Consider the following 26,196-nt stretch of genomic DNA (forward strand, 5'->3'; position numbering starts at 1 on the left):
CAACATGCCCAATCTTCGTGTCGATGTCATCAGTCTGTTCCCGGACATGTTTGCTGCTATCAGTGAATATGGAATCACCAGCCGGGCAGTAAAGCAGGGGTTACTCCAGCTGCATTGCTGGAATCCTCGAGCGTATACCGAAGACCGTCATCAGACGGTCGATGATCGGCCTTTCGGGGGCGGTCCGGGTATGGTGATGAAGATCAAGCCACTGGAACTCGCGCTTGCAGATGCTCGGCATGCTGCAGGTGAGAAGGCCAAGGTGATTTATCTCTCTCCCCAGGGGCGACAGCTTAAACAGGCTGACGTCCGTGCATTGGCGGGTGAGGAAGGATTGATCCTCATCGCAGGTCGTTACGAAGGTATCGACGAGCGCTTCATAGAAGCGCATGTGGATGAGGAATGGTCGATTGGTGACTATGTGCTATCCGGCGGTGAGTTGCCGGCCATGGTGCTGATCGATGCTGTGACCCGCCTGCTCCCTGGAGCATTGGGTCATGCTGATTCAGCCGAGGAGGACTCGTTTACTGACGGCCTGCTCGACTGTCCGCATTACACGCGACCGGAAGTGTATGCGGATAAACGTGTTCCTGAAGTGTTGCTCAGCGGCAATCATGAACACATCCGGCGCTGGCGTTTACAGCAGTCCCTCGGAAGGACCTGGGAACGCCGCGCTGATCTTCTGGATAGCCGCTCGCTTTCTGGGGAAGAACAAAAGCTGCTAGCGGAATTCATCCGCCAGCGGGACGATAGTTAAACGTATCGATGGCACGCCAGCATGGCCTGTCTCAGGAGCACAGCATGACCAACAAGATTATTCAGGCGATTGAAAGCGAGCAGATGACCAAGCAGCTGCCCCCGTTCGCCCCCGGTGACACCGTAGTTGTCCAGGTTAAGGTGAAGGAAGGCGATCGTGAGCGTCTGCAGGCCTTTGAAGGCGTTGTGATTGGCAAGCGTAACCGCGGCCTGAATAGTGCTTTCACCGTTCGCAAGATCTCCAACGGTGTAGGCGTTGAGCGTACTTTCCAGTATTACAGCCCGATGGTCGACAGCCTCAGCGTCAAGCGCCGTGGTGATGTCCGTAAAGCCAAGCTGTACTACCTCCGCGCGCTGTCCGGCAAGGCAGCCCGCATCAAGGAAAAGCTTTCCTGAGGAAAGTTTCCTTAACAAAAAAAAGCAGCCTCCGGGCTGCTTTTTTGTGGGCGGTTGGTTTTGCTCGAATCCGGGTAGCCAGGGCGCGAGCGGCTTACTGCCGGCGGCCGTTGCTGTTCGTAGGGCCTGGAAGTGTTAGCGCGCTCAGGCTTTCGGACGGTCCGGTTCGGGTTTGTTTACGGCTGCTTGGACGTTTGCGTTATCGGTCAGGGCGATCAGGGTCCAGCCAGCCTCCGGCTTGATGCGGGCATCCGGGTGAAATACGTGTGTATGGCCGTGGTTGTCAATGGCGAAATACAGGATTGCGCCTGACCCATTTAGAGTCTGGTATTCCGGCCAGCCAAAGGTTTCGGTCAGTTTGTTGCTTTTAAGTGAGTCACCTCGGCCCAGCCGCCCGGCAAGTTGCGAGTAGGTCAGAGTGGGCGTACCTAGCGGGCGGCCTCGGTGTTCGTCGCTGGGACGATGTTTGTCGCTGCGTCGATTCTCTTGTGTGCTTGCCAGATTAAACAGTCGATCAACGCCGAACTCATGACGGAAGCGCATGGCGGCGAGGGTGTTCATTTCTCCAACAGGCGACAACGCCAGCAGGTGCCCGAGTCCAACTAGGTCGAGGTGGTTATCGGCGTGTTGCGAGGCGGGGTTCCCGTAATAGGTTGGCAGGTTCTCCATCCGCGCCGCGCGAATATTGTCCCAGCTGGAGTCGGTGAGCATGATTCTCACGCCTTGTTCGCTCAGCGCGCGCCCTATCGCTCTTGCAACCGGATTGGCGCCTACGATCAAAAAGCCGCTTGGCGACGGCTCCGCGACTTTCAGCAGTCTCGCCAGTGGGCGTGCAGTTGCGCTTTGCAGTACGACGGTACCGATGATGACGGCGAAGGTGAGGGGCACGAGCAGCAGCGCGCCCTGGTGGCCTGCTTCGTCCAGGCGAACCGCAAAGATTGCGGACACGGCAGCCGCCACGATTCCACGGGGTGCAATCCATGCCAGCAGCAGCCTCTCCCGCCAGTTTAACTGGGAACCCCAAGTGCTCAGGGTGATCGCCAGCGGTCGGGCCACGAATTGCACGATCACCAGAAGAATCAACACTGCCGGCCCCAGCTGCACCAAGGCTGTCAAGTCGAGCATCGCTGCGAGCAGGATAAACAGCCCCGAGATCAGCAGAATGCTCAGGTTCTCCTTGAAGTGAAGGATGTCGCGCACGTCGACATCCCGCATGTTCGCAAGCCAGATCCCCATCAGCGTGACGGCCAGCAAGCCGGATTCATGCACTAGGGTATTGGCGGTGACGAATACGCCGAGCACTGACGCCAGTGTCGCCAGATTCTGCAGATACTCCGGCAGCCAGTGTCTTTTCACCAGTTGACCCAGCGTCCATCCTCCTGCTATCCCGAGCACGATTCCGCACAGCAGGACCCCGCCGAACGTCTGCAAGCTCTGGGTCCAGGCAGCCTCGGTGCCTCTTGTAATGATGAAGCTGTAAACCACCACTGCAAGCAAAGCGCCAATCGGATCGATGATGATGCCTTCCCACCTCAGGATATTGGCAACCGCCGCGTTGGGGCGCACCACGCGCAGCATCGGTACGATCACGGTCGGGCCCGTCACAAGCGTTAAGCTTCCCAGGAGCAACGCCAGGTCCCAATCAAAGCCAAGCAGCCAATGAGCGGACAGGGTGATCACGCCCCAGGTCGTCAGTGCGCCGATGCCAATCAGGCGGCGCACGACGGTGCCGATGCCAGGCAACTCCGAGACGCGTAGCGTCAGGCTGCCTTCGAAAAGGATCAACGCCACCGCCAGGGAAACCAGCGGAAAGAGCAGTGTGCCGAACAGGCGAGTCGGGTCCAGCCAGCCGAGCACGGGGCCGGCCAGGATCCCACTTAGCAAGAGAAACAGAATCGCTGGCAGTCGTAATCGCCATGCCAGCCATTGGCTGGCGAGCGAGGCGATGCCGAGCGCAGCGAGGGCGATGAGAATGTCTTGTTCGGTCATGGTTACCAGGTGTTCAAAGTGGCGGGTCGGTTAGATCAGGCTCACACTCCGTGTGGGTCCGTTGTTGCGGAGCTACTGGATAGTCTGACACTGCTCGGGCCAATCAGGTCTATTTGGAATGAGCAAGGTGGCTGTTCGGTCCGAGCGGTCTATGGAACACTGGCCGCCTTTCCGTCCAGTGTTTCTGTGCATGCCGGCTCAAGACGACCCCTTTATCGATCGGTTCCTCGACGCTCTTTGGCTCGAAAAAGGACTTTCGGACAACACCCGCGACGCCTATCGCAGCGATTTAGCGCTATTCAACGGCTGGCTGGGCGAGCGCAATGTGCGTCTTGTCGATGTGGGACGGGACGCCATTCTCGATCACCTCGCCTGGCGCCTGGCTAACGGCTACAAGGCTCGTTCAACCGCGCGGCTGTTGTCCGGGCTTCGCGGGTTCTATCGATTTCTGTTGCGCGAAGGCTTGATCATGGTCGATCCAACGCTGCGAGTGGATCTGCCGCAGTTGGGGCGGCCACTGCCCAAGGCGTTGTCGGAGACTGATGTCGAATCGCTGCTGTCGGCGCCGGATATCGGCGAGCCGCTGGGGCTACGCGACCGGGCGATGCTCGAAGTCCTCTATGCAACCGGGCTGCGGGTCACGGAGCTGATCGAACTTCGTCTTGAACAGATCAATCTTCGCCAGGGCGTCTTGCGTACCTTCGGTAAAGGAAACAAGGAGCGCCTGGTGCCTTTGGGCGAGGAGTCTATGCACTGGCTGGCACGCTATCTTCGCGACGCCCGTCACGAGCTGCTCAGTGGCAAGGCCAGCGATGTGGTATTTCCAAGCCGACGAGGGGATCTGATGACAAGGCAGACGTTTTGGCATCGAGTCAAACAGCATGCCCGGCAGGCCGGAATAGCCGTGTCGATCTCTCCCCACACACTGCGTCACGCATTTGCTACTCACCTGCTCAATCATGGAGCGGATCTTCGAACCGTGCAGATGCTCCTCGGCCACAGTGATCTGTCAACTACGCAAATCTACACGCACATTGCCCGCGCCAGGCTGCAGGAACTCCACGCGCAACACCATCCGCGTGGTTGAGCGGCTGACGTTAGAAGATGCGGTGCAGACCACAAAGCCGATGAGCGAAGGTCTGCCGCCTGCAACAGGCGACAGGGGCTATGTTAATCTGCCGACCTTCCCTCGATCGAAGTCGCCAGGAGATTTCATGCGCGTGAATCGTATTTTTGCTGCCGTTGCCCTGGGCCTCGCCAGCTCCGTTGTCCTGGCCGCTGACGCTGAACAGGCGATCCGTGAGTCGCTTAACGCACTTCAACCCGATATGCCCATCGAGGCGATCGCCGAAAGCCCCATGAACGGCGTTTATCAGGTTCAGCTGAAGGGTGGGCGTCAGCTCTACGCGAGCGCGGACGGTCAGTTCCTGATTCAGGGCTATATGTATCAGTTCAAGGACGGCCAGGCGACCAACCTGACCGAGCAGGCGCAGAGCCGATCCGTTGCGAAAGCGATTGACGCAGTTCCAACCAGCGAGATGGTGGTTTTCTCGCCTGAAAATCCGAAGACTCATATTACTGTATTTACCGACACCGATTGCGGCTACTGCCAGAAGCTGCACAGTGAAGTACCGGAGCTGAACCGTCTTGGCGTCGAGGTTCGCTATATGGCCTTTCCGCGGCAGGGGATGGGCAGTCACGGTGCCAACACCCTGACCAGCGTATGGTGCGCAAAGGATCGTCAGGCTGCGATGAACAAAGCCAAGGCACGTGAGGATGTACCGGCCGCCAGCTGCGACAACCCGGTAGCCGAGCAGTATGAGTTAGGCCAGCTGATCGGTGTTCAGGGTACCCCGGCAATTATCCTCGCGGATGGCCAGATCATCCCTGGCTACCAGCCGGCGCCGCAGCTCGCGGAACTCGCTCTGAAAGCCAAGTAGCCGCCTGGACAGCCTCTTCTGTCGCGAAGAGGCTGTCCATTTCAGCTGCGGCTGAACTGTTTCCCCTCTCGTGTTCAAAGCCAGAAGGCATATCGAGGAGGTGGAGAAAATGAAGCTCGAAGGTTCCTGTCATTGCAAGGCCGTTCGTTTTTCTGTGGAGTCGGCCGAACCCTATCCATTTATGCGCTGTTATTGCTCGATCTGTCGCAAAACGGCCGGAGCGGGCGGCTATGCGATCAATCTGGGTGGGGATCACCGGACGCTTACGGTGCAGGGCCGCGAAAACCTGAGCATCTATCAGGCGAGGATGGTCGATGCCAAAACCGGCGCGGTGCGTATCAGTGATGGGCAACGTCATTTCTGCAAGCTGTGTGGCAGCGCGCTCTGGTTGTGGGACCGGAACTGGCCAGATCTGGTGCATCCACATGCCTCGGCAATCGATAGCGACCTGCCGAGCCCGCCCGAGTCGACACACCTGATGCTGGCGTCGAAGGCGTCGTGGGTCGAGCCGCAGCTGGGGCCAGACGATCGTTGCTTCGATGAGTATCCGGATGAGTCGCTTGCGCAGTGGCACCAGCGGCAGGGGTTGCAGAGCAAGTCCAGCTAGCCGCCGGTCCGCCAAGCGCTGCCGATTTGACTAAAGCTCCTGTGCTTCGTAATGTGCGACTCTTTTGTTCGGCCGCCGTGTAGGGCCGTCCGTTGGTAATGGGGAGTGCAACTTGAAACCGGTGAAAGTTGGCATCTGTGGGCTGGGAACCGTCGGTGGCGGTACCTTCAATGTGCTCGAGCGCAACGCAGCGGAAATCGCGCGCCGTGCTGGACGTGGAATCGAGGTCGCGCAGATTGCGGCTCGTCATGCGAACCCCAAGTGCAACACCGGTGACACCCCGATTACCGCCGATATCTTCGATGTCGCCAACAACCCCGAGATCGACATCGTCGTCGAGCTGATCGGGGGCTACACGTTAGCCCGCGAACTGGTGCTCAAGGCCATCGAGAACGGCAAGCATGTGGTCACGGCAAACAAGGCGCTGATCGCCGTGCATGGCAATGAGATCTTTGCCAAGGCGCGCGAGAAGGGCGTCATCGTAGCCTTCGAAGCCTCGGTAGCCGGCGGTATCCCGATCATCAAGGCTATTCGCGAAGGACTGGCGGGCAACCAGATCAATTGGCTCGCCGGTATCATCAACGGAACCGGTAACTTCATTCTTACCGAGATGCGGGAGAAAGGTCGGACCTTCGAGGACGTACTGAAGGAGGCTCAGGAGCTCGGTTATGCAGAGACCGATCCGACCTTCGACGTCGAAGGCATAGACGCCGCCCACAAGCTGACCATCCTTGCCTCCATTGCCTTCGGCGTGCCGCTGCAATTCGATAAGGCCTACACCGAAGGCATATCCAAGCTGACCACGGCTGACGTCAACTACGCCGAGGCGCTGGGCTACCGCATCAAGCACCTGGGCGTCGCGCGCAGCACTGCCTCAGGTATAGAGCTGCGCGTCCACCCTACGCTGATCCCGGCCGATCGCCTGATCGCCAACGTCAATGGCGTAATGAACGCGGTGATGGTCAACGGTGATGCCGTCGGCTCGACCCTTTATTACGGCGCCGGTGCCGGCATGGAGCCGACGGCTTCGGCTGTGGTAGCGGACTTGGTGGATGTGGCCCGTGCGCTGACCACCGATCCGAACAACCGCGTCCCGCACCTGGCCTTTCAGCCGGATTCACTCTCTGCTCATCCGATCCTGCCGATCGGCGCTTGCGAAAGTGCCTATTACCTACGCATTCAGGCCAAGGATCGCCCGGGCGTATTGGCTCAGGTCGCCACTATTCTCTCGGAGCGTGGCATCAATATCGAATCGATCATGCAGAAGGAAGCCGAGGAGCAAGACGGGTTGGTTCCGGTCATCCTGGTCACGCATCGAGTGGTCGAGCAGCGAATCGACGACGCCATCGCAGCACTTGAAGCGCTTGCCGACGTGGTGGGCAACGTGGTGCGGATTCGTGTCGAGCAATTGAACTAACTCAGCAACGTCGGGCTGCTCTGGCGGCCCGCAGTCAGCGTCCAACGTAGGTTTGAACAATGCGCTACATCAGTACCCGTGGCCAGGCGCCCGCCCTGAATTTCGAAGACGTGCTGCTTGCCGGGTTGGCCAGCGACGGCGGTTTATACGTGCCGGAAAACCTGCCGCGTTTCACCGTCGAGGAAATCGCATCCTGGTCTGGGCTGCCCTACCACGAGCTGGCGTTCAAGGTGATGCGCCCGTTTGTTACCGGCAGCATTCCGGATGCTGACTTCAAGCAGATCCTGGAAGAAACCTACGGCGTGTTTGCCCATAGTGCGGTCGCACCGCTGCGCCAGCTGGACAGCAACGAGTGGGTGCTCGAACTCTTCCATGGCCCGACACTGGCGTTCAAAGACTTCGCCCTGCAGCTGCTGGGTCGGCTGCTCGACTATGTGCTGGCCAAGCGCGGTGAGCGCGTAGTGATAATCGGCGCCACATCGGGCGATACCGGCTCGGCAGCGATCGAAGGCTGCCGCCGTTGTGACAACGTGGATATCTTCATCCTCCACCCGCATAACCGGGTCTCCGAAGTGCAGCGTCGGCAGATGACGACCATCTTCGGCGACAACATCCACAACATCGCTATCGAAGGCAACTTCGATGACTGCCAGGAAATGGTCAAGGACAGCTTCGCTGACCAAGGCTTCCTCAAGGGTACGCGGCTGGTAGCGGTCAACTCGATCAACTGGGCCCGGATCATGGCTCAGATTGTTTACTACTTCCATGCGGCGCTGCAGCTAGGCGGTCCGGCCCGTTCGGTGGCGTTTTCCGTTCCGACCGGAAACTTCGGCGATATCTTCGCGGGCTACCTGGCGCGCAACATGGGTCTGCCAATCAGTCAGCTGGTGGTGGCGACCAACCGAAATGACATCCTCCACCGTTTCATGAGTGGCAACCGCTACGACAAGGACACACTGCACCCGTCGCTGTCGCCCTCCATGGACATCATGGTGTCCTCCAACTTCGAGCGTTTGCTGTTCGATTTGCACGGCCGTAACGGCGCTGCGGTCGCCGAACTGATGAGCGCATTCAAGGCCAGCGGCAAGTTGTCTGTCGAGGAGGAGCGCTGGATCGAGGCGCGCAAGCTGTTCGATTCGCTGGCCGTAGACGATGCACAGACCTGCAAGACTATCGCTGAGGTGTTCACCAAGACCGGCGAGCTGCTCGATCCGCACACGGCGATTGGCGTCTATGCTGCGCGCGAGTGTCGCCGCAGCCTGGCGACACCTATGGTTACACTGGGAACGGCTCATCCGGTCAAGTTTCCTGAAGCGGTGGAGAAGGCCGGGGTTGGCAAGGCGCTGGAGTTGCCAGCGCATCTGGCTGACCTGTTCGAGCGTCCGGAGCGTTGCACTGTGCTGAAGAATGATCTGAAAGCCATGCAGGCGTTCGTCAGCGAACATGGCAATCGCGGCAAGCCGCTGTAAGCGACCAGCAGTAACAAGAAAGGCCAGTCTCACGACTGGCCTTTTTTCGTTACGGGCGAAGGACGATGCCGAGATTACTCGTCGAACTCTTCCCAGCCGCCCATTTCCCTCCAGCGATTGACTATGCCGCAGAACAGCTCGGCGGTCTTTTCTGTGTCATAACGCGCAGAATGTGCTTCGCGTCCGTCAAAGTCGATGCCGGCTGCCTGGCAAGCCTTTGCGAGAACGGTCTGGCCATAGGCGAGGCCGGCCAGCGTCGCGGTGTCGAAGCTGGAGAACGGGTGAAACGGATTGCGCTTGATGTCGCAGCGGGCAATCGCCGCGTTCAGAAAACCGAGATCGAAGCTGCTGTTGTGACCGACCAGAATGGCGCGTTTGCAGCCGGCTGACTTCACTGCTTTGCGCACGCTGCGGATGATCTCGTTCATCGCCTGCGATTCGGGGACCGCCATGCGCAGCGGGTGGTCGAGCTTGATGCCGGTGAACTCCAATGCGGCCGCCTCGATATTGGCGCCGGCGAAAGGTTCGACACGGAAGAAGAGGGTGTCCTGCGGGTAAAGCAGACCTTGCTCATCCATGCCGATAGTCACGGCGGCGATTTCCAGCAGTGCGTCTGTGGCGCAGTTGAATCCACCGCACTCCACGTCGACAACGACTGGCAGGAAGCCGCGAAAGCGTCTCGCCATAGGCGAGCGCGGCTTGCCTGGTTGGTTGCCTTCCAGCTCGTCGTCAAACTGATCGTCGCTCATGCTTCTGCCTCCAGCCGCCACTGCAGGGTTTCGCCTGCACGCAAGGGCACGACGTTGTGCTCCCCGAACGGCAGGTTGGCCGGCACGCTCCAAGACTCGCGGATCAAAGTGATGGTGTCGGTGTTGCGCGGCAGACCATAGAAGTCGGCGCCGAAGTGGCTGGCAAAGGCTTCCAGACGATTCAGTGCGCCGCGCTGCTCAAAGGCCTCGGCATAGAGTTCGATCGCAGCAAACGCGGTGTAGCAACCGGCGCAACCGCAGGCGTTTTCCTTGGCATGTTGGGCGTGCGGCGCCGAGTCGGTGCCGAGAAAAAACTTCGGGTTCCCGCTGGTAGCCGCATCGAGCAACGCTTCCTGATGAACGTTGCGCTTGAGAATGGGCAAACAGAAAAAGTGCGGGCGGATGCCGCCCACCAGCATGTGGTTGCGGTTGTAGAGCAAGTGGTGAGCCGTGATGGTGGCCCCGACATTGCTGCTGGCAGCCTCGACGAACTGCACTGCGTCGCGCGTGGTGATGTGCTCGAACACCACCTTGAGGCTCGGGAAGCGCTCGGTGACGCGGCTGAGCTGCTCATCAATGAAGTACTTTTCGCGATCGAAGATGTCAATTTCCGAGCGCGTCACTTCGCCATGGACCAACAACGGCAAGCCAACCTCGGCCATGGTCTCGAGCACCGGGAAGATGTTGTCGATGCGGGTGACGCCTGATGCCGAATTGGTGGTGGCCCCGGCCGGATAAAGCTTGGCGGCGAACACGTAACCACTGGCTTTGGCGGCGCGCACATCTTCGGGCTGCGTGCCGTCGGTGAGGTAGAGCACCATCAGTGGCTCAAAGGCGCTGCCAGCAGGGCGGGCGGCAAGGATGCGCTGGCGATAGCTGTCCGCCTCGCTAGCATTTCGGACCGGCGGGACCAGGTTCGGCATGATGATGGCGCGCGCGAACTGGCGTGCAGCGTCTGCCACGGTGTGTGGCAGCGCTGCGCCGTCGCGCAGGTGGATGTGCCAGTCGTCGGGGCGCAGTAATGTCAGTCGGTCGGACATGCAGAGTTCCAGGCGGTAAAACGTGCGGGAATGCTACCGGAAACGTGGGAAAAAATCGCTGCAGGCGGGACGTTGCCATGCAACGGGCGATGATGCGGTGGGCACGACCTGGGCCGCGGCGGGTTCAAGTTTTCGGGGTAGGCACCGATACCCCGGTTGAATGTCGTTCACCGTGGAGCCCTACGTGCGCTTGCGCCTTCTTGTGATTGCCTGTCTGTTGGCTTCTCCAGCCAATGCCCTCACGTTCCAGACTCGTCTGGAGCGTGCGCAGTGGCAGGTGGAAGGCGATCAGTTCGAGTGTCGGTTAACGCAGCCGGTCGCAGGGTTTGGATCGGGAGAGTTCGTACGGCGAGCGGGCGAGCAACCAACTTTTCGCTTGCAGTCGCCGGATCGCTGGCTTGGCAACGGTTCAGCCACGCTGCTGGCGGCAGCCGCGCCCTGGCAGCCGAGCCGTGGCGATATCAATCTCGGATTGGTTTCCGTAGTCGGCGGCGATATTCCGTTCAACAGCACCTACCTGCAAGCCGGCCGCCTGTTGAGTGGTCTTCTCGAAGGCCGCAGCCCGGTGGTGCGTCACCGGACCCGGCTTGGTGGTGATGCGCTGGAAGTGCGACTGTTGCCAGTGCGCTTTGGCAAAGCCTATGAGGACTTTCGCAGCTGTGCGGCCAAGCTGCTGCCGGTCAACTTCGAGCAGATTCGCACGTCGCAGGTTGGATTCCCCGCCGGTGACGTCGCGCTCGACGCGTTGGGCCAGGCCAAGCTCGACATCATTCTGCAGTTCCTCAAGGCCGACCCCAGCGTCAATCGCATCCAGCTCGATGGTCACTCTGATAACAGCGGCAACCGGCTGACCAATCGCGACCTGTCCCGTCGCCGGGCGCTGGCGGTGGAAGAGTATCTGATAGGCAATGGGGTTCCCAAGGAACAGATTACGCTGCGCTTTCACGGCGAACGCTACCCCATCGTTCCCAATAGCAGCGAGGCCAACCGGGCCAAGAACCGGCGGGTGACTCTGCGTCTGGAGCGCGGGCCGGCGACCACCACCGCGGCAGCAGAGGGCGGTACACCTTCGTCCTGAAGGCGAGCGGCGCTTACGCCCCTGTAAAACAAACGTCGCGACCAGTAGAATCCCCGCTTTCCTTACAATCCCGGGAGTGGATGGCAATGGCCGACGTAAAGAAGGTAGTCCTGGCGTATTCCGGTGGCCTGGACACCTCGGTGATCCTCAAGTGGCTGCAAGACACTTATAACTGCGAAGTGGTGACCTTTACCGCCGACCTCGGTCAGGGCGAGGAAGTCGAGCCTGCTCGTGCCAAGGCCAAGGCCATGGGCGTCAAGGAAATCTACATCGACGATCTGCGCGAAGAATTTGTCCGCGACTTCGTCTTTCCAATGTTCCGCGCCAACACCGTTTACGAAGGCGAGTACCTGCTGGGTACCTCCATTGCCCGCCCGCTGATCGCCAAGCGTCTGATCGAGATTGCCAACGAGACTGGCGCCGACGCCATTTCTCACGGCGCCACCGGCAAGGGCAACGACCAGGTCCGCTTCGAGCTGGGCGCCTATGCGCTGAAGCCGGGCGTCAAGGTCATCGCGCCGTGGCGCGAGTGGGATCTGCTCTCGCGCGAGAAGCTGATGGATTATGCCGCCAGCCACGAGATCCCGATCGAGCGTCACGGCAAGAAGAAGTCGCCGTACTCCATGGATGCCAACCTGCTGCACATCTCCTATGAAGGCGGTGTGCTGGAAGACACCTGGACCGAGCACGAAGAAGATATGTGGCGTTGGACCCGTTCGCCTGAGACGGCGCCGGATACGCCGACCTATATCGAACTGACTTACCGCAAGGGCGACATCGTTGCCATTGATGGCAAAGACATGACCCCGGCCGACGTGCTGGCCTATCTGAACAAGGTCGGTGGCGAGAACGGCATCGGGCGCTTGGACATCGTCGAGAACCGCTACGTCGGCATGAAGTCGCGCGGCTGCTACGAGACCCCGGGCGGCACCATCATGCTCAAGGGCCACCGCGCCATTGAGTCGATCACCCTAGACCGTGAAGTGGCGCACCTGAAAGACGAGCTGATGCCCAAGTACGCCAGCCTGATCTACAACGGCTACTGGTGGAGCCCTGAGCGCAGCATGCTCCAGCAGATGATCGACGCCTCGCAGGTCAATGTGAACGGTGTGGTGCGTCTGAAGCTCTATAAGGGCAACGTCATCGTCACCGGCCGTAAATCGGACGACTCGCTGTTCGACGCCAACATTGCGACCTTCGAAGACGATGCGGGCGCCTATGACCAGGCTGATGCGGGTGGCTTCATCAAGCTCAATGCGCTGCGCATGCGCATCGCCGCGAACAAGGGCCGGACGCAGTTCTAATAGAGACTGCTACGCAGCCTGACCATAACCCCGGCCGCGAGCCGGGGTTATGCTTTATGCACCGCTGATTAGGAGAGATACCCATGAGACTGCTGCATACCATGCTGCGAGTGGGCGATATGGAGCGATCCATCGCCTTTTATACCGAAGTGCTGGGCATGACGCTGCTGCGCCGCAAGGATTACCCGGAAGGCAAGTTCACTCTGGCATTTGTGGGCTACGGTGACGAAGCACATAACAGCGTGCTGGAGCTGACCCACAACTGGGGCGTCGAGAAGTATGACCTGGGAGACGGTTACGGCCATATCGCGCTGGAGGTCGAAGACGTCTACAAAGCCTGCGAGGATATCCGTAGTCGAGGCGGCAAGATCACCCGCGAGCCGGGGCCGATGAAACATGGCACCAGCATCCTGGCGTTCATCGAAGACCCGGATGGCTACAAGGTCGAGCTGCTATCGCCCTCGCGACGCGACTGATTCGGTGCAAAAAAGCCCCTGCGACGGGGCTTTTTCAGTTCAGAGGTCGAAGTCGAACTCGTTGAGTTGCTTCTGCAAACGACGCTCTTCGAGCAGGTTGTCGATGATCCGGCGTTTGGTCAGATTGGTCTTCGCGACCTCTGCCGGAGTCTCGGCGGTATCATCGTCATCCTCGGCGACGAAGTCGTCTTCAATCTGAATATCTTCTTTCTCGGACACTTCTCTCACTCCACGGCTAAGGCGCGCTGTTGGCGCACCTTATAGCGACAAAAGTGAAGGCCGTAAAAAAGATTTTTTCAATCAGGCGATAGGTTTTCTGCTGGGGCGCTCAATCGTCAGAGGTCTTGTGCTTGTATTCGCAGAGATCCTCGATACGGCAACTGCCGCATTGCGGCTTGCGCGCCTTGCAGACGTAGCGCCCGTGCAGGATCAACCAGTGATGGGCGTCCAGGAGGTAATCCTTCGGCACGAATTTGACCAGTTTGCGCTCGACCTCGAGCACGTTCTTGCCGGGCGCAATTTTGGTGCGGTTGGCAACACGGAAGATGTGGGTGTCGACTGCCATGGTGAATTGGCGAAACGCCGTGTTCAGCACCACATTGGCCGTTTTGCGGCCAACGCCCGGTAGCGCCTCGAGGGCCTCACGGTTATCAGGCACCTGGCTGTCGTGTTGTTCGATCAGGATGCGGCAGGTCTCAAGAACGTTCTTGGCTTTGCTTGGATAAAGCCCGATGGTCTTGATGTAGCTGCACAGGCCGTCATAGCCGAGCGCATAGATGGCCTCGGGGGTGTTGGCGACAGGGTAAAGTTTGGCCGTTGCCTTGTTGACGCCCACGTCGGTGGCCTGGGCCGAGAGGATCACGGCAATCAAGAGCTCGAACGGAGTGCTGTAGGCCAGTTCGGTCTTCGGCTCCGGGTTGTCCGCATGAAACCGGCGGAAGATCTCCAGGCGTTTGGCCGCGTTCATTTACCGCGCTCCATCCAGCATCATTCGATCACTCCGGTGACACGAACGCGACGGCTCTGCACTGGCGTCTCTGCCTGCGTCGCCTTGGCGCGCTCAGCGAGGTGCTCGTCGATACGATTCTTCAGGGCAATCAGCAGGCCGAGCACGATAAAGGCGCCTGGTGGCAGGATGGCCAACAGGAAGCCCTTGTAGTCGCTGAACAGCGTCAGCTGCCAGTCGCTGGCGATCGGGCCGAACAGCAGATGCATGTTGGCGAACACCGCACCGGTGCCAATCAATTCGCGTACGCCACCCAGCACCACGAGGACCAGGGCGAACCCGAGCCCCATGAGCAAGCCATCAAAGCCCGCAATCAACGGATTATGCTTGGCGGCGAAGCCATCGGCACGGCCGAGGATGACGCAGTTGGTGGTGATCAACGGGATGAAAATGCCGAGTATCTGGTACAGCTCATAGGTATAGGCCTGCATGAGCAGCTCGATACAGGTCGTCAGTGCCGCGATGATCATCACGAACGCGGGCAGGCGCACCGCAGTATTGACGACGCCCCGTACCAGCGACACGCCAACGTTCGAGCAGATCAGCACCAGGGCTGTGGCGAGTCCGAGCCCGAGCGCGTTGACCGCCGAGTTGCTCACGCCGAGCAGTGGGCACAGGCCAAGTAGCTGGACCAGTGCCGGATTGTTTTTCCACAGGCCGTTGACGCTCAGTTCGCGATAGCTTGGATTGCTCATTGGGTTCGGCCTTCCTGCTCGGCTTGCGGATCGTTGGTCTGCAATGTGTCGCGGGTCGCAGCGGCGCCGGCGCGCGAGTGGGTAGTGACCTCGTCCGGCTCGACCTCATCTTCCAGCGCAGCTTCGGCTGCTATCGGCGCCCTGTCGGCAGCGAGCAGCTCCTGCTTGTGGGCTGCAAAGTATTGCAGGGCCCGATGCACGGCGCCCACTACTGCCCGCGGCGTAATGGTGGCTCCGGCAAACTGGTCGAACTCGCCACGATCCTTTTTCACCGCCCAGCCTGACGCGTCTGGATCGCTCAGTGAGCGGTTTTCAAAGCTGCGTATCCAGGGGCTCTTGGCCAGTTCGATCTTGTCGCCCAAGCCGGGTGTTTCACGGTGCGCGACCACGCGAACGCCGGCGACTCGCCCGTCTGCCTGCACGCCTACCAGCAGCTGGATCGCACCGCTGTATCCGTCGGGTGCAATGGCTTGCAGGATCACCGCGCTTGGCTGGCCGTTCTTCATTGCGACATAGGCCGGCATGGGCTGGCGAGTGCCGAGCAGCGGATCCTGCACAACAACGCTGCTGTCGAGCAGCTGATTGTCATAGCTGTCTCTAGGGAGGATCTCGTTGAGGGCCCGTAGCTGTGCGGCACGCTCCGAGGCTTGAATCCGTTCTGCCGTGAACTGCTGGAGCAGGGTTACGCCACCAACGGTGAAAATCGCAAACAGGCCGAGCACCAGGCTGTTCTTGAGCATCGAGCGGCTGAGTTCAGGGATGATCATGTCATTCACCCAGCTTGAAGCCGCGCTCGGCCTTGCGATGGCCGTAGGTGCGCGGACGGGTGTAATAGTCGATGGTGGGAGCTGACAGGTTCATCAGCAGCACGGCGAACGCCACGGCATCCGGATAGCCGCCCCACGCGCGAATGACATAGACGAGAATGCCTACGCCTGCACCGAAAATAAGTCGGCCCTGGTTGCTGGTGGCGCTGCTCACCGGGTCGGTGACGATGAAGAAGGCACCGAGCATGGTAGCGCCGCTGAGCAGGTGGAACAGCGGTGAACCATGGCTATCAGAGCCTGAACCGTTCCAGAACAACAAGCTCATGACGACCAACGCGGCAAGCATGCCAACCGGCGCATGCCAGCTGAACAGGCGCTTGTGCAGGAGGAACAGGCCGCCGGCCAGAAACGCGAGGTTGACGACCTCCGAGCCGATCCCGCCGAAGTGACCGAAAGCTGGGTTGGCCCAAAGCTCGTCCACGGTCAGGCTCTTGTTGACCTTGAGAACATCAAGCGCGGTAGCCTGTGTCCAGCCATCGGGCAGCGAGGCGATGCCAAGGATGTGCTGCAGTCCGGCACTCAAGCCGACCGTGTGGGGCACGGGCCAGGTGGTCATTTCCACCGGAAACGAAACGAGCACCACCACGTAGCCAATCATGGCGGGATTGAAGGGGTTCTGACCCAGTCCACCATAGAGCTGCTTGCCGAGCGCGATGGCGCTGCCCGTGGCGATCAATGTCAGCCACCAAGGCGAGTAGGGTGGCAGCGCCAGTGCTAGCAGGACCGCCGTAACCAATGCGCTGCCGTCGCGCAGGAAGAATTGCACTGGGCGTTGCCTTAGTCTCAGGATCAGCGCCTCACAACCAAGGGCTACAGCGCTAGCCCAGAGCAGGTTGATCAGGGTGCCGGCGCCATACAGCCACGTCAGGGCGATTACGCCGGGCAAGGTTGCCGCCAGCACCAGCAACATGACTCGCTGGGTGCGGTTGTTTCCTTTGGTGTGCGGTGAGGTGATGCGGGGCAGGGCCATTGGCTCTCCGGTGAATACTTGGAAGGGAGGGCGATCACCTGTCGATCACCACACTCCCTGTGCAGCGCCGACGGCGCTGCTCCTGACGATTAGGTATGTTCCTGAAGTTTGCGCTCGGCATCGCTCAGGCGTGCCTGGGCGCGTTCGATGGCCGCTGGGTCGCCGTTGTCGTCGCGCTCGAGCTTGCGCAGATCGGCGCGTGCAAACGCAACTTCGGTCTTGAGTGTCCGGGTCTGCTCATCTATGGGCTGCTTGTCGGTGCGCACCAGGTCTGGTGCCGGCCTGCCGGATCCAGCCTCAGCGTCATGAAGCGCCTGCTCGGCACTCGCCAGAGCATCGCGCAGCTTGCTCAGCTGCGCCTCTTCGGCACCGGCCTTTTCGGCTTTCTTGAGTTCTGCTCGTTTCATCGCCAACTCGATCTTGGCTTTCTTGAGCGCCTCTTCGCCAGGTGTCTTGGCTGCAGGCTTGGTTTCTTTTGGCGGCTCGAGCGCGGTTTCAGCCTCGGCCAGTTGTGACCGCAAGCGGCTCAATTCTGCCTCCTGCTCAGCGTCTCTTGTTTCGAGCTTCTCCAGCTTGCGAACCTGAGCGCGCAGCATCGCCGCTTCGATCTTGGCTTTCTTTGCCGCGTCGTCATTGGCGGGTTTGGCTGGCGTCGCAGGGGGAGTGTCCTGCACAGAAGCTAGTGTTTTCTCCGCTTCGGTCAGCTGGGCCTGAAGGCGGCTCAGCTCGGCGTTCTGGTCGGCATCGCGGGCGTCGAGCTTCTCCAGCTTGCGAACCTGAGCGCGCAGCATCGCCGCTTCGATCTTGGCTTTCTTTGCCGCGTCGTCATTGGCGGGTTTGGCTGGCGTCGCAGGGGTGGTTTCCTGCACTGAAGCTAGTGTTTTCTCCGCTTCGGTCAGTTGAGCCTTTAGGCGACTCAGCTCGCCGTCCTGGGCGGTATCACGGGCGTCGAGCTTCTCCAGCTTGCGGATCTGAGCGCGCAGCATCGCCGCTTCGATTTTGGCTTTTTTGGCAGCCTCATCGTTGACCGGCGGAGCCGCGGGGGAAGCATCAGCAGGGCCAGCGGCTTCGTCCAGTGCCTTCTGCGCATTGGCAGCAGCGGTACGCAGCTCGGTAACCTGAGCTTCCAGTTCAGGCGTCGCATGGATAGCCAGCTGCTTTTCCGCCTTTTTCAGCGCGACCTGCGCCATGCTGGCTTCGATCTTGAGCTTCTTCTGCTGCTCGGACAGGCCCGCCTTTTGCGCCTGGACGCGGGCGACCGGATCGTCCTGATTCGGTACTGAACTGGTCTCGGCTTGAGCCGCCTTGGCTTTTGCAGCGCGCTCGGCTCGGGCTTTACGGTCGGCCTCTTTCTGCTCTTCGGCACGGCGCAAGCGCTCCTGGCGCAGCTCGAAGCGCTGCTTGGAGTGTTCGGCTTTCTGCTGTTTCTGCTCCAGTTCGCGGATTTCGCCCTTGGCAGCGCGGTAGTACTGCACCAGCGGAATACTCGACGGGCAGACGTAGGCACAAGCGCCGCACTCGATGCAGTCGAACAGGTTGTAGGCCTTGAGCTGCTCGTGCTCCTGGCCCAGCGCGAAGAAGTGTAATTGTTGCGGTAGCAGGCTTGCCGGGCACGCTTCTGCACACTCGCCGCAGCGAATGCATGGCAGTGCTGGTGGTGGCGGAGGCAGTTCCGAAAGTGTGCTGGCGAGCAGGCAGTTGGTGGTCTTGATCAGCGGCACGTCCATTGACGGCAGGGTATAGCCCATCATCGGTCCGCCCATGATCAACCGATTGAGCCGGGCGGGGTCGAGACCGGCGAATTCCAGCAGATCAGCCACTGGCGTACCGATCAACGCCTCGACATTCATGGGGCGCGCCAAGGCTTCGCCGGTCAGTGTCGTAACACGGGAGATAAGCGGTTTACCCAGCAGTACGGCGTCATGGATGGCGACGCAGGTACCGACGTTCTGGCACAGCATGCCGATGTCGGCCGGCAGGCCGCCGCTGGGGACCTCTTCGCCGGTCAGAATCTGTATCAGCTGCTTTTCGCCACCCGAGGGGTACTTGGTAGGAAACACCTTGACCAGGAATCCTCGTTCGCCCACGGCGGTGCGGACGGCTTCGATCGCCTCCGGTTTGTTGTCCTCGATGCCGATCAGCACCTGCTTCGGCTGGATCAGCTGAACAAGTATCTCAATCCCCGCGACAAGCTCGTTTGCCTTCTCGCGCATCAACCTATCGTCGGCCGTGATATAGGGCTCGCATTCGGTGCCGTTGATGATCAGTGCACGAATTTCCCGGGTGGGCGGCCCGTTCAGCTTGACGGCCGTTGGGAAGCCGGCGCCACCGAGTCCGCTTATGCCTGCCTGACGGATCTGTTCCAGCAGCTGGTCAGGCTGCGCTGCTCGGTAATCCGGTTGCTGCTGCAGTTCGATCCATTCGTCCTGGCCATCGCTGTCGATCACGACCGCCGCGCTGAGCATCCCTGACACGTGAGGGTAGGGCTGGGGGCCGATGAAACTGACCGTTCCGGACGTCGGTGCATGAACCGGCGCACTGACAAAGCCAGCGGCCTCGGCGATCTTCTGCCCCTTGAGCACACGCTCCCCCAGCGTAACGCAGGGCTCAGCGGGCGCACCGAGATGTTGGACCAGCGGAACCACCAGACGAGCGGGAAGGGGTGGCCGCTGAATCGGCGTGCGGTTGGAAAGCTCCTTGCACTCCGGAGGGTGTATGCCGCCATGAATATCCCAGACGTTCAGTGAGGTCATGCGGCCTGCTCCCGGTCACTGGCGATCAACTGGCCTGGCGTCAGCGGTTGGTCCCACTTCCAGCTCTGCAGATTGCTGCCGAGTTCAATCATGTCGATACAGTCCACCGGGCACGGCTCGACGCAAAGGTCGCAACCGGTGCACTCGGACACGATGACGGTGTGCATCTGCTTGGCGGCGCCGACAATGGCGTCCACCGGGCAGGCCTGAATGCACTTGGTGCAGCCGATGCATTCCGCTTCGCGGATATAGGCGACCCGCGGAGGCACTTCGCCTTCCACCGCGTCCAGCGGCTCAGGCTCGACATCGAGCAGGTCGGCCAGTGCCTGGATCGTTGACTCGCCCCCCGGGGGGCATTTGTTGATCTTGTCGCCGCCGGCGATCGCCTCGGCGTAGGGCTTGCAGCCGGGGTAGCCGCACTGACCGCATTGGGTCTGCGGCAGCAACGCATTGATCTGTTCGGCAATCGGGTCGCCTTCGACGCGGAAGCGCACCGCGGCGAAGCCGAGAATGGCTCCACAAACCAGGCACAGCGCGAGAAGCGCAAGCACCGCTATCACGACCAGACTCATAGCTTGATCAACCCACTGAAGCCCATGAACGCCAGCGACATGAGGCCTGCCGTGACCATGCCGATGGCAGCGCCCTGGAAGGATCTGGGCACGTCGGCAATGGCGATGCGCTCACGCATGGCCGCAAACAATACCAATACCAGCGAAAAACCCAGGCCAGCGGCAAAGCCGTTTGCGGTAGCGGTCAGAAAGGTGAACTCGGATTTGTTGGCGTTTAGGAGCGCGACGCCCAGCACGATGCAGTTGGTTGTGATCAACGGCAAAAAAATGCCCAGCACGCGGTACAGCAAGGGACTGGTCTTATTCACCACCATCTCGGTGAACTGCACCACCACGGCAATCACCAGAATGAAACTGATGGTGCGAAGAAATTCCAGATCCAGGGGCTTGAGGACATACTGCTGAACGATGTAGCTGCACATCGCCGCCAGGGTCAGAACAAAGGTTGTGGCCAGCGACAGGCCAATGGCGGTTTCGATTTTCTTCGAAACACCCATGAATGGGCACAGACCGAGAAACTGCACCAGGACAAAATTGTTGACCAGGATGGCGCTAACCATGATCAGGGCGAGTTCGGTCATCGCGGGTTCCTGTGGCGCTCTGCATGAGCCGAGGCTAAAAGGCCGCTATTATCGGGAAGCGGCAGCAGCCGTACAAGGCCGGGAGGTGATGTGGCCCCAAGGCAACTGCGGTCTGATGACACATATGGACATGCACCACCTGTCCGGTTGAAAGCCAGCCGACCATTTGCTGTGGTCTGATCAAGTGAGGCCGTAACTCTCAGGCGGAACGGTTCGTGGAGGTGCATAGTGAAGATACCAATGGCGCTTTTGCTGCTGGCATTGGGGTTTGGAAACCATGCGTTTGCCGACTCCCGGGGTGGTGTGTGGGTCTACCAACCTGATGGCGGCAGCTATCGTGTAGAAAGCCGCGGATATCAGTACGATCCGCGCAGCCCATATCCGCAGCACAGGCAGTATCCACAGAACCTTCCGCCTCGCTATCAGCGGCAGCTCCCTCCGCAGTATTACGATCGCCACCGAGGGGCTGATCGGCACAGCTGGGACCATAGGAGACGGACAGAAGGTCGTCATCCGCAGCGGTGGAAGGATGAGCGTAACTCCAGGTTCGATCACCCTTCGCGCTGGGATCGTGATCATTCGAGAGGTTTTCGCCGCCCACCGTTAGTGCGCGATGGTCGCGACTACCGTATGCATCACCGGCGCGATTTCGACGGTCGCCACTATCGCCGCTGAGGCACGTGGGGTTAACCGCCCCCGCTGTAGATAAGAATCGCGGACGCGCCACTATTGGTGTCTGCCGGGTTGCGTTTGGCGTAGATCCTTCGCTGCGTATGTTTTCGGATTTTACTCAGCGGTTTCTCCAGCGAGGATCGCGCTTTTCCAAGAACGCATTGACTCCTTCCAGAGTGTCGTCGGCTTCGAACAGGTCGACGAATGCCTCACGCTCTGCCGCTGCAAGACTGGCCGGGCCGCGGCTGTGCATCGAATCAATCAGTGTTTTGATTGTGCGCACGGCCACCGGGCTCTGACGCGCCACGCGGGAGGCCAGCAACAGAGCGTGGCCTCGAGCTTCACCCGGCTCCACAACCTGTTCGACCAGGCCGATACGCATAGCCGTGTCCGCATTGATCCGTTCGCCGCAGAGAATCATCCGCTTCGCCCAGCCTTCGCCTACAAGCCATGCAAGTGCCTGGGTGCCGCCAGCGCAGGGCAGTAAGCCGACCGAGGCTTCAGGTAGGCCTAGCTGCGCCTGTTGCTCAACGATGCGCAGGTCACATGCCAGAGCGCACTCCAGACCTCCCCCAAGCGCGAACCCGTTTATGGCCGCTATGGATACCCCGCGAAACTCTCGCAGGGCTTCGAAGGCCTCACCGAAGCGCTTCGCCATTTCACGTGCACGGGTGCGGTCGCCATCGGCGAAGAGCTTGAGGTCGGCGCCGGCGCTGAAGAATTTTTCACCCTGGCCGGTGATTACCAGCGCATAGACCTCATCGTCATGGTTCAGGTGTTCGACGACTTGCTTGAGGCCAATCAGCGAGTCACGGTCCCAGGTGTTGGCAGGGGGGTGGTTGATGGTGATCAGCGCGGTGTGCCCATGCTTTTCGACGGTCAGTTTATGGGTCAAATCGAAAAAACCGGACTTATACGGCTCTACTGCAGTGGTGCTCATGGTGTTGGTCATCCTCGTCAGGATCGAATGCCTTCAACCGAGTCTAGTTGCAATCTTTTCGATCTGGCGAGGCGCTGTGGCGCGGGCGGGTGCATAGCGGGAGTTGTTGCAGGAGCGGCGCAAGGTGAGAGAGGTACGTGCGATGGGCTTTGGAGCGGCCTGGTATCCCAGAGCCGCTCCTTTGCGTCCGTTTACTGGAGGGCGAGCGTCTGTCCGCCAGCGCGGCGCTCGGTCTGCCATTCGGCAAGCGATGGGGCAGCCTGGTCGCCGGTGAGGCGATGGACGATTTCGAAATAGTCCTGTTTGAAACGATCCTTGAGTACTTCCTCGCGCGGCTTGACCTTCACCGCGTACACCGTCTGCACGTTCTGGTGATCGAAGCTGCGCCATTCTTGTTCGCCCTTGAGTAGGCTGTAACGGTGGCCCTCCAGCGCGGCAATGATCCGTTCGCTATCGAGGCTACGGGCCCGAGTAGCCGCGTCGGCCCATTGATAGACGATGCTGTAGGCCGAGGCGGCCGAGCTGGACGGGTGGGTCTGATAGCGTTCATCGTAGTTCTGCACGAACTGCTTGCCCGCTACCGAGCCTTCCAGCTCCGGTACGCGCCAGGTCCAGGGTTCGGTGCCCAGTACGCCGCGCATGATGTCCGGGCCGGCTGTTTCGACCATGCTCAGCGTCAGGTTGGGTACTGCGACCTGCATCCGCTTGTTCAGGCCGAGTTCGTCGGCGATCCGCATGGCGCGCACCAGGTCCTCGCCAAACAGGACCAGTACCAGGACTTCGGCATCGCTGCTGGCGACTTGGGTCAGTGCTTCGCGGTAGTCGGAGAGGCGTGCACCGGGAAACGCCGTCTTGATGCCCGGGTGCTGATTACTGTTCTGGGTGCCAGTGGCCTGGCGTAGCGAGCTTTCGCTGGTGTGGCCCCAGGTGTAATCAGAGGTGATGTAGAAGTAGCGTTTGTTCGGCAGATGCTTGTTCAGGTATTGGCCAAGCACCTGCGCGCTCATCCAGGCGTTGTTGCATTCGCGGAACATGTAGCGGTGGGCGTCTTTGCCTGTTGTGTCGTTTGAATAGGTCAGGGTGCCGAAATAGAGTAAACCCCTTTCCTTGGCACGCTTGCCTGCGGCGATGGCCACGGCGCTGGACGCGCCACCGAACAGCATGACCGCACCCTCGTCGGCCAGTTTGTCCACGTTGGCGACGGCTTTCTCGGGTCTGGATGCAGAGTTACGGCTGGATAGCTGGAGCGGTCTGCCTAGAACGCCGCCTCTGGCGTTAATTTCATCGACTGCCAGCAACGCCCCACGCATCTGCGATAGTCCTTCTTCTTTATAGCTACCGGTGCGAGGGTAATTGAGGCCGAGGGTGATCGGATCGGCAGCTTCAACTGCCAGACAGAACCCCAGCCCGAGGGCGAGGAGCGTAGTCCGTTTCATTGCTGATTCCTTGTTGTAGTTTTTATTGGCGAGAGGCTTTTTTACTGCGCGCTGCGGCCCTTCGTCACGCACTCATTGGTCGTATGGGGGCAGTCTTTCGCTTGGCTGTGAGGTAGCCGACATTTTCTGAGAGTTATTGGCGGTAAGGACAGGCTCAGACTGGCGCATTGACTCCGCCAGATCCTTTCCCTAGGGTTCGGCGCCTCAGCAGCCAGGGCAACGCCATGAATCAAGATGACCGCGTCAAACTTGAAGTCAGCTGGAAAGCAGCGCTGAAGGAAGAATTCGAGCAGCCGTACATGAAACAGCTGGGCGAGTTTCTGCGTCGCGAGAAGGCGGCCGGGAAAGTCATCTATCCGCCGGGGCCTCTGATATTCAGCGCCTTGAATTCGACTCCGTTGGAGCAGGTTCGCGTCGTGATTCTCGGGCAAGATCCCTATCACGGGGCCGGCCAGGCGCACGGGCTATGTTTTTCGGTGCAGCCAGGTGTGGCGCCGCCGCCCTCATTGCAAAACATCTTCAAAGAGCTCAAGCGCGACCTGAATCTGGACGTACCCAGCCACGGCTATCTTCAGTACTGGGCGGATCAAGGCGTGCTGATGCTCAATACTTCTCTGACTGTGGAGCAGGGAATGGCCGGATCGCACGCCAAGATGGGCTGGCAGCGTCTGACCGATCGGATCATCGAGGTGATAAGCGAAAAGCGCTCGGACGTGGTGTTTCTATTGTGGGGCGCCCATGCCCAAAGCAAAGCGAAGCTGATTGATCCGACCCGGCACCTGTTACTGAAGTCCGTTCATCCCTCGCCACTTTCAGCGCACCGGGGATTCATCGGTAACGGTCACTTCAGTCGCACCAATCAATTTCTAAAACAGCGGGGCCTTGAGCCTATCGACTGGAAGTTGCCGGAGTCAGTCTGAGCGGCGCCGAAGCGCCGCTGACCGGATCGGTTATTGCTGTTCGCCGTGCTTCGAGGCCAGCTCTTGAGCCCTGTTTAGATGCTGCTCTAGGGTCTTGAGCGTCGACTCAGCGTACTTCTTGAGCTCAGCGTTCTCACCATTTTTGGCGTACTCACGAAATAGCTCGATGGTTTGCTCATGGGCTACGACCTGATTGTTCGCATAGGCCTCATCAAAATTCTCGCCTTCACGCAGTTCAAGAATCATCGCCTTTGCCTGGTCCATCAACGTAGCGTCGTCGGACATTTCGAGGTCTTCATGTTGGCGGGCTAGCTCAGCGAGCGCCTTGTTCGCCTTGGTGTGGTCGTCGATCATTTTCTGAGCAAACGTTTTGATGTCCTGGGACTCGCTTTCGCTCATGGCCAATTTGGCGGCTTCGATTTCGGCGATGCCTTTTGCCGATGCTTCGTCTACGAAATTTTCACCTTCTGCGGCGAGTGCGAAGTTTGCAGCAACACTGAACAGCAATGCTGCGGTCCCGGAGAAGAAAAAGTTGGTCGTGCGGTTCATCTAAAGTCTCCTTCAACCTGACAAGCTCGTAGCGCCGGGGCATGTGCCCAGGGCACGGGCAAGATGCGGCAAGAACGCCGTCTATTAAGTGACTTGAGGTCGCGGTAGCGGTTCCTCACAGCAGGCGAACGGTAGGCTGGTCGACGGGATTAAGATGGAGGTGACAGCAGAAGTGACGGTATACGCGGGCGCTGAATGGCACCCGCACGGCTATTTACTGGAGCATGCTCATCGCGGCGTCCATCGCGGCGGAGAGATCTTCGTCTTCCTGTAACAATGTGCTCGGGTCGAGGCCGAGCTGGGCGAATGCGGGGATCTGATTCCAGTCGAGTTGGGTATAGGGGTGCGAGGTGCCGATATAGCTCTGCAATGTCGCCACCTGGACGATATCTACATAGTCCACCTTCACTGAGGCTCGGGAAAAATCCAGGTACTGGCCGGGGACCGTGGCTATTGGGTCGGGAAACTCCCAGGCGCGAAGGATCTTTTCCCCGATAATCGGATGGATCCGATCAATGACGTGGTTGAGGCTGATCGAATCGCTGAGCAGCGCGCTGTGCTCTTCTGCGTAGGTGAGAATCGGCAGGACTCCGATCTGATGAACCAGGCCCGCGAGCGTCGCTTGGTCGGCCGGCAGGCGGGTGTAGTTGCGGCAAAGCACATGACTGATAGCGGCAATCTCGGTGCTCTTGTTCCAGACCTCACGCATCTTGCGATCCACCACGTCGGTAGTCGCTTGGAACATCTGTTCCATCGCCAAGCCGGTCGCCAGGTTTGACGTGTAGTTGATGCCCAGGCGGCTGATCGCCATCTGTAGGTCGTTAATCTCCCTGTTGGTACGCAGCAGCGGGCTGTTTACCACTTTGATGATGCGAGCAGTAAGGGCAGTGTCATTGCCGATCACCTTGGCCAGCGTCGGAATACTTACGTCCGGATCCTCTGCGGCTTCTCGCACCCGCAGCGCGACTTCCGGAAGCGTCGGCAGGACCAGTTCGTCATTTTCGATAGCCTGTGTAAGCGCCTGCTGGACCTTGTCGGCAAGAGTGCTCATGTC

26 protein-coding genes are annotated in these 26,196 nt (G+C 60.0%); 11 read left to right on the forward strand and 15 right to left on the reverse strand.

Features of this window, described 5'->3' with window-relative positions; translation table 11 throughout:
* Positions 1-4 precede the first annotated feature (4 nt).
* Both trmD and rplS read left to right on the forward strand, forming a co-directional pair.
* The gene (trmD, locus tag CXK96_RS06760; RefSeq protein ID WP_102835713.1) at positions 5-757 is read left to right on the forward strand and encodes a tRNA (guanosine(37)-N1)-methyltransferase TrmD; all 753 of its coding nucleotides are present in this window, start codon (positions 5-7) and stop codon (positions 755-757) included.
* 44 nt (positions 758-801) lie between these two features.
* Positions 802-1,152 (forward strand): 50S ribosomal protein L19, encoded by a 351-nt coding sequence (gene rplS / locus CXK96_RS06765; RefSeq protein WP_102835714.1) that lies wholly within the window; start codon positions 802-804, stop codon positions 1,150-1,152.
* A gap of 144 nt (positions 1,153-1,296) precedes the next feature.
* On the opposite strand, the gene CXK96_RS06770 is transcribed toward rplS, so the two are convergent.
* A complete protein-coding gene (locus CXK96_RS06770) occupies positions 1,297-3,141 on the reverse strand; it encodes a cation:proton antiporter (protein ID WP_102835715.1) in 1,845 nt (614 codons plus the stop codon).
* A gap of 190 nt (positions 3,142-3,331) precedes the next feature.
* Between CXK96_RS06770 and xerD the strand changes: the two genes are divergently transcribed.
* From xerD to thrC, 5 genes are all read left to right on the forward strand, one after another.
* Positions 3,332-4,228, forward strand: a complete 897-nt coding sequence (xerD, locus tag CXK96_RS06775; protein WP_102835987.1) for a site-specific tyrosine recombinase XerD — start codon at positions 3,332-3,334, stop codon at positions 4,226-4,228.
* Positions 4,229-4,355: 127 nt separating this feature from the next.
* Positions 4,356-5,081, forward strand: a complete 726-nt coding sequence (locus CXK96_RS06780) for a DsbC family protein (protein WP_102835716.1) — start codon at positions 4,356-4,358, stop codon at positions 5,079-5,081.
* 109 nt (positions 5,082-5,190) lie between these two features.
* A complete protein-coding gene (locus CXK96_RS06785; RefSeq protein ID WP_102835717.1) occupies positions 5,191-5,688 on the forward strand; it encodes a GFA family protein in 498 nt (165 codons plus the stop codon).
* 112 nt (positions 5,689-5,800) lie between these two features.
* The gene (locus tag CXK96_RS06790; protein WP_102835718.1) at positions 5,801-7,105 is read left to right on the forward strand and encodes a homoserine dehydrogenase; all 1,305 of its coding nucleotides are present in this window, start codon (positions 5,801-5,803) and stop codon (positions 7,103-7,105) included.
* A 59-nt stretch (positions 7,106-7,164) separates the two neighbouring features.
* Entirely contained in the window at positions 7,165-8,574 is a 1,410-nt protein-coding gene (gene thrC, locus CXK96_RS06795; RefSeq protein WP_102835719.1) for a threonine synthase, read from the forward strand.
* Between the two features lie 74 nt (positions 8,575-8,648).
* On the opposite strand, the gene rnt is transcribed toward thrC, so the two are convergent.
* Entirely contained in the window at positions 8,649-9,323 is a 675-nt protein-coding gene (rnt, locus tag CXK96_RS06800; protein ID WP_064481720.1) for a ribonuclease T, read from the reverse strand.
* Positions 9,320-10,363, reverse strand: coding sequence for a dihydroorotase (pyrC, locus tag CXK96_RS06805; protein ID WP_102835720.1), 1,044 nt, complete (start codon positions 10,361-10,363; stop codon positions 9,320-9,322). The genes rnt and pyrC overlap by 4 nt, the downstream gene beginning before the upstream one ends.
* 184 nt (positions 10,364-10,547) lie before the next feature.
* Here pyrC and CXK96_RS06810 point away from each other — a divergent pair, with 184 nt between their 5' ends.
* From CXK96_RS06810 to gloA, 3 genes are all read left to right on the forward strand, one after another.
* Positions 10,548-11,441: a flagellar protein MotY gene (locus tag CXK96_RS06810; RefSeq protein ID WP_102835988.1), complete on the forward strand. Its 894-nt coding sequence runs from the start codon at positions 10,548-10,550 to the stop codon at positions 11,439-11,441.
* A gap of 86 nt (positions 11,442-11,527) precedes the next feature.
* Entirely contained in the window at positions 11,528-12,745 is a 1,218-nt protein-coding gene (locus tag CXK96_RS06815; protein WP_102835721.1) for an argininosuccinate synthase, read from the forward strand.
* A gap of 83 nt (positions 12,746-12,828) precedes the next feature.
* Positions 12,829-13,221 (forward strand): lactoylglutathione lyase, encoded by a 393-nt coding sequence (gloA, locus tag CXK96_RS06820; RefSeq protein ID WP_102835722.1) that lies wholly within the window; start codon positions 12,829-12,831, stop codon positions 13,219-13,221.
* Positions 13,222-13,260: 39 nt separating this feature from the next.
* Here the strand turns inward: gloA and CXK96_RS06825 are convergent, their stop codons facing one another.
* From CXK96_RS06825 to CXK96_RS06875, 10 genes are all read right to left on the reverse strand, one after another.
* A complete protein-coding gene (locus CXK96_RS06825) occupies positions 13,261-13,440 on the reverse strand; it encodes a PA3496 family putative envelope integrity protein (RefSeq protein ID WP_102835723.1) in 180 nt (59 codons plus the stop codon).
* A 109-nt stretch (positions 13,441-13,549) separates the two neighbouring features.
* Positions 13,550-14,188, reverse strand: coding sequence for an endonuclease III (nth, locus tag CXK96_RS06830; RefSeq protein WP_102835724.1), 639 nt, complete (start codon positions 14,186-14,188; stop codon positions 13,550-13,552).
* Positions 14,189-14,208: 20 nt separating this feature from the next.
* Complete coding sequence (locus tag CXK96_RS06835; protein ID WP_102835725.1) at positions 14,209-14,922, reverse strand: electron transport complex subunit E; 714 nt, start codon at positions 14,920-14,922, stop codon at positions 14,209-14,211.
* Positions 14,919-15,689, reverse strand: a complete 771-nt coding sequence (rsxG, locus tag CXK96_RS06840) for an electron transport complex subunit RsxG (RefSeq protein WP_102835726.1) — start codon at positions 15,687-15,689, stop codon at positions 14,919-14,921. The genes CXK96_RS06835 and rsxG overlap by 4 nt, the downstream gene beginning before the upstream one ends.
* 1 nt (position 15,690) lies before the next feature.
* On the reverse strand, positions 15,691-16,719 hold the full coding sequence (gene rsxD / locus CXK96_RS06845; RefSeq protein WP_102835727.1) for an electron transport complex subunit RsxD: 1,029 nt from the start codon (positions 16,717-16,719) through the stop codon (positions 15,691-15,693).
* Between the two features lie 89 nt (positions 16,720-16,808).
* Positions 16,809-19,472 carry an electron transport complex subunit RsxC gene (gene rsxC / locus CXK96_RS06850; protein ID WP_102835728.1) on the reverse strand — a complete coding sequence of 888 codons (2,664 nt, stop codon included), beginning with the start codon at positions 19,470-19,472 and terminating at the stop codon, positions 16,809-16,811.
* Complete coding sequence (gene rsxB, locus CXK96_RS06855) at positions 19,469-20,044, reverse strand: electron transport complex subunit RsxB (RefSeq protein ID WP_102835729.1); 576 nt, start codon at positions 20,042-20,044, stop codon at positions 19,469-19,471. The genes rsxC and rsxB overlap by 4 nt, the downstream gene beginning before the upstream one ends.
* Positions 20,041-20,625 (reverse strand): electron transport complex subunit RsxA, encoded by a 585-nt coding sequence (rsxA, locus tag CXK96_RS06860; protein ID WP_019342223.1) that lies wholly within the window; start codon positions 20,623-20,625, stop codon positions 20,041-20,043. The genes rsxB and rsxA overlap by 4 nt, the downstream gene beginning before the upstream one ends.
* 790 nt (positions 20,626-21,415) lie before the next feature.
* The gene (locus tag CXK96_RS06870) at positions 21,416-22,237 is read right to left on the reverse strand and encodes an enoyl-CoA hydratase (protein ID WP_102835989.1); all 822 of its coding nucleotides are present in this window, start codon (positions 22,235-22,237) and stop codon (positions 21,416-21,418) included.
* Positions 22,238-22,428: 191 nt separating this feature from the next.
* Positions 22,429-23,673 carry an ABC transporter substrate-binding protein gene (locus tag CXK96_RS06875; RefSeq protein ID WP_102835731.1) on the reverse strand — a complete coding sequence of 415 codons (1,245 nt, stop codon included), beginning with the start codon at positions 23,671-23,673 and terminating at the stop codon, positions 22,429-22,431.
* A 224-nt stretch (positions 23,674-23,897) separates the two neighbouring features.
* On the opposite strand from CXK96_RS06875, the gene ung reads away from it, so the two are divergent.
* Positions 23,898-24,593 carry a uracil-DNA glycosylase gene (gene ung / locus CXK96_RS06880; RefSeq protein ID WP_102835732.1) on the forward strand — a complete coding sequence of 232 codons (696 nt, stop codon included), beginning with the start codon at positions 23,898-23,900 and terminating at the stop codon, positions 24,591-24,593.
* Between the two features lie 30 nt (positions 24,594-24,623).
* Here ung and CXK96_RS06885 read toward each other — a convergent pair whose 3' ends face one another.
* Both CXK96_RS06885 and CXK96_RS06890 read right to left on the reverse strand, forming a co-directional pair.
* The gene (locus tag CXK96_RS06885; protein ID WP_102835733.1) at positions 24,624-25,142 is read right to left on the reverse strand and encodes a DUF4142 domain-containing protein; all 519 of its coding nucleotides are present in this window, start codon (positions 25,140-25,142) and stop codon (positions 24,624-24,626) included.
* Between the two features lie 214 nt (positions 25,143-25,356).
* Positions 25,357-26,193 carry an HDOD domain-containing protein gene (locus tag CXK96_RS06890; protein WP_102835734.1) on the reverse strand — a complete coding sequence of 279 codons (837 nt, stop codon included), beginning with the start codon at positions 26,191-26,193 and terminating at the stop codon, positions 25,357-25,359.
* Between the last annotated feature and the right edge of the window lie 3 nt (positions 26,194-26,196).

The sequence above is a fragment of the Stutzerimonas stutzeri genome (assembly GCF_002890895.1).
GTDB lineage: Bacteria > Pseudomonadota > Gammaproteobacteria > Pseudomonadales > Pseudomonadaceae > Stutzerimonas > Stutzerimonas stutzeri_AB.

What these genes read in the sequence shown, in the direction of transcription:
- trmD (WP_102835713.1), top strand. Translation starts at nt 5, where the DNA reads ATGCCCAATCTTCGTGTCGATGTCATCAGTCTGTTCCCGGACATGTTT.
- rplS (WP_102835714.1), top strand. Translation starts at nt 802, where the DNA reads ATGACCAACAAGATTATTCAGGCGATTGAAAGCGAGCAGATGACCAAG.
- CXK96_RS06770 (WP_102835715.1), bottom strand. Translation starts at nt 3,141, where the DNA reads ATGACCGAACAAGACATTCTCATCGCCCTCGCTGCGCTCGGCATCGCC.
- xerD (WP_102835987.1), top strand. Translation starts at nt 3,332, where the DNA reads ATGCCGGCTCAAGACGACCCCTTTATCGATCGGTTCCTCGACGCTCTT.
- CXK96_RS06780 (WP_102835716.1), top strand. Translation starts at nt 4,356, where the DNA reads ATGCGCGTGAATCGTATTTTTGCTGCCGTTGCCCTGGGCCTCGCCAGC.
- CXK96_RS06785 (WP_102835717.1), top strand. Translation starts at nt 5,191, where the DNA reads ATGAAGCTCGAAGGTTCCTGTCATTGCAAGGCCGTTCGTTTTTCTGTG.
- thrC (WP_102835719.1), top strand. Translation starts at nt 7,165, where the DNA reads ATGCGCTACATCAGTACCCGTGGCCAGGCGCCCGCCCTGAATTTCGAA.
- rnt (WP_064481720.1), bottom strand. Translation starts at nt 9,323, where the DNA reads ATGAGCGACGATCAGTTTGACGACGAGCTGGAAGGCAACCAACCAGGC.
- pyrC (WP_102835720.1), bottom strand. Translation starts at nt 10,363, where the DNA reads ATGTCCGACCGACTGACATTACTGCGCCCCGACGACTGGCACATCCAC.
- CXK96_RS06815 (WP_102835721.1), top strand. Translation starts at nt 11,528, where the DNA reads ATGGCCGACGTAAAGAAGGTAGTCCTGGCGTATTCCGGTGGCCTGGAC.
- gloA (WP_102835722.1), top strand. Translation starts at nt 12,829, where the DNA reads ATGAGACTGCTGCATACCATGCTGCGAGTGGGCGATATGGAGCGATCC.
- nth (WP_102835724.1), bottom strand. Translation starts at nt 14,188, where the DNA reads ATGAACGCGGCCAAACGCCTGGAGATCTTCCGCCGGTTTCATGCGGAC.
- CXK96_RS06835 (WP_102835725.1), bottom strand. Translation starts at nt 14,922, where the DNA reads ATGAGCAATCCAAGCTATCGCGAACTGAGCGTCAACGGCCTGTGGAAA.
- rsxG (WP_102835726.1), bottom strand. Translation starts at nt 15,689, where the DNA reads ATGATCATCCCTGAACTCAGCCGCTCGATGCTCAAGAACAGCCTGGTG.
- rsxD (WP_102835727.1), bottom strand. Translation starts at nt 16,719, where the DNA reads ATGGCCCTGCCCCGCATCACCTCACCGCACACCAAAGGAAACAACCGC.
- rsxC (WP_102835728.1), bottom strand. Translation starts at nt 19,472, where the DNA reads ATGACCTCACTGAACGTCTGGGATATTCATGGCGGCATACACCCTCCG.
- rsxB (WP_102835729.1), bottom strand. Translation starts at nt 20,044, where the DNA reads ATGAGTCTGGTCGTGATAGCGGTGCTTGCGCTTCTCGCGCTGTGCCTG.
- rsxA (WP_019342223.1), bottom strand. Translation starts at nt 20,625, where the DNA reads ATGACCGAACTCGCCCTGATCATGGTTAGCGCCATCCTGGTCAACAAT.
- CXK96_RS06870 (WP_102835989.1), bottom strand. Translation starts at nt 22,237, where the DNA reads ATGAGCACCACTGCAGTAGAGCCGTATAAGTCCGGTTTTTTCGATTTG.
- CXK96_RS06875 (WP_102835731.1), bottom strand. Translation starts at nt 23,673, where the DNA reads ATGAAACGGACTACGCTCCTCGCCCTCGGGCTGGGGTTCTGTCTGGCA.
- ung (WP_102835732.1), top strand. Translation starts at nt 23,898, where the DNA reads ATGAATCAAGATGACCGCGTCAAACTTGAAGTCAGCTGGAAAGCAGCG.
- CXK96_RS06885 (WP_102835733.1), bottom strand. Translation starts at nt 25,142, where the DNA reads ATGAACCGCACGACCAACTTTTTCTTCTCCGGGACCGCAGCATTGCTG.
- CXK96_RS06890 (WP_102835734.1), bottom strand. Translation starts at nt 26,193, where the DNA reads ATGAGCACTCTTGCCGACAAGGTCCAGCAGGCGCTTACACAGGCTATC.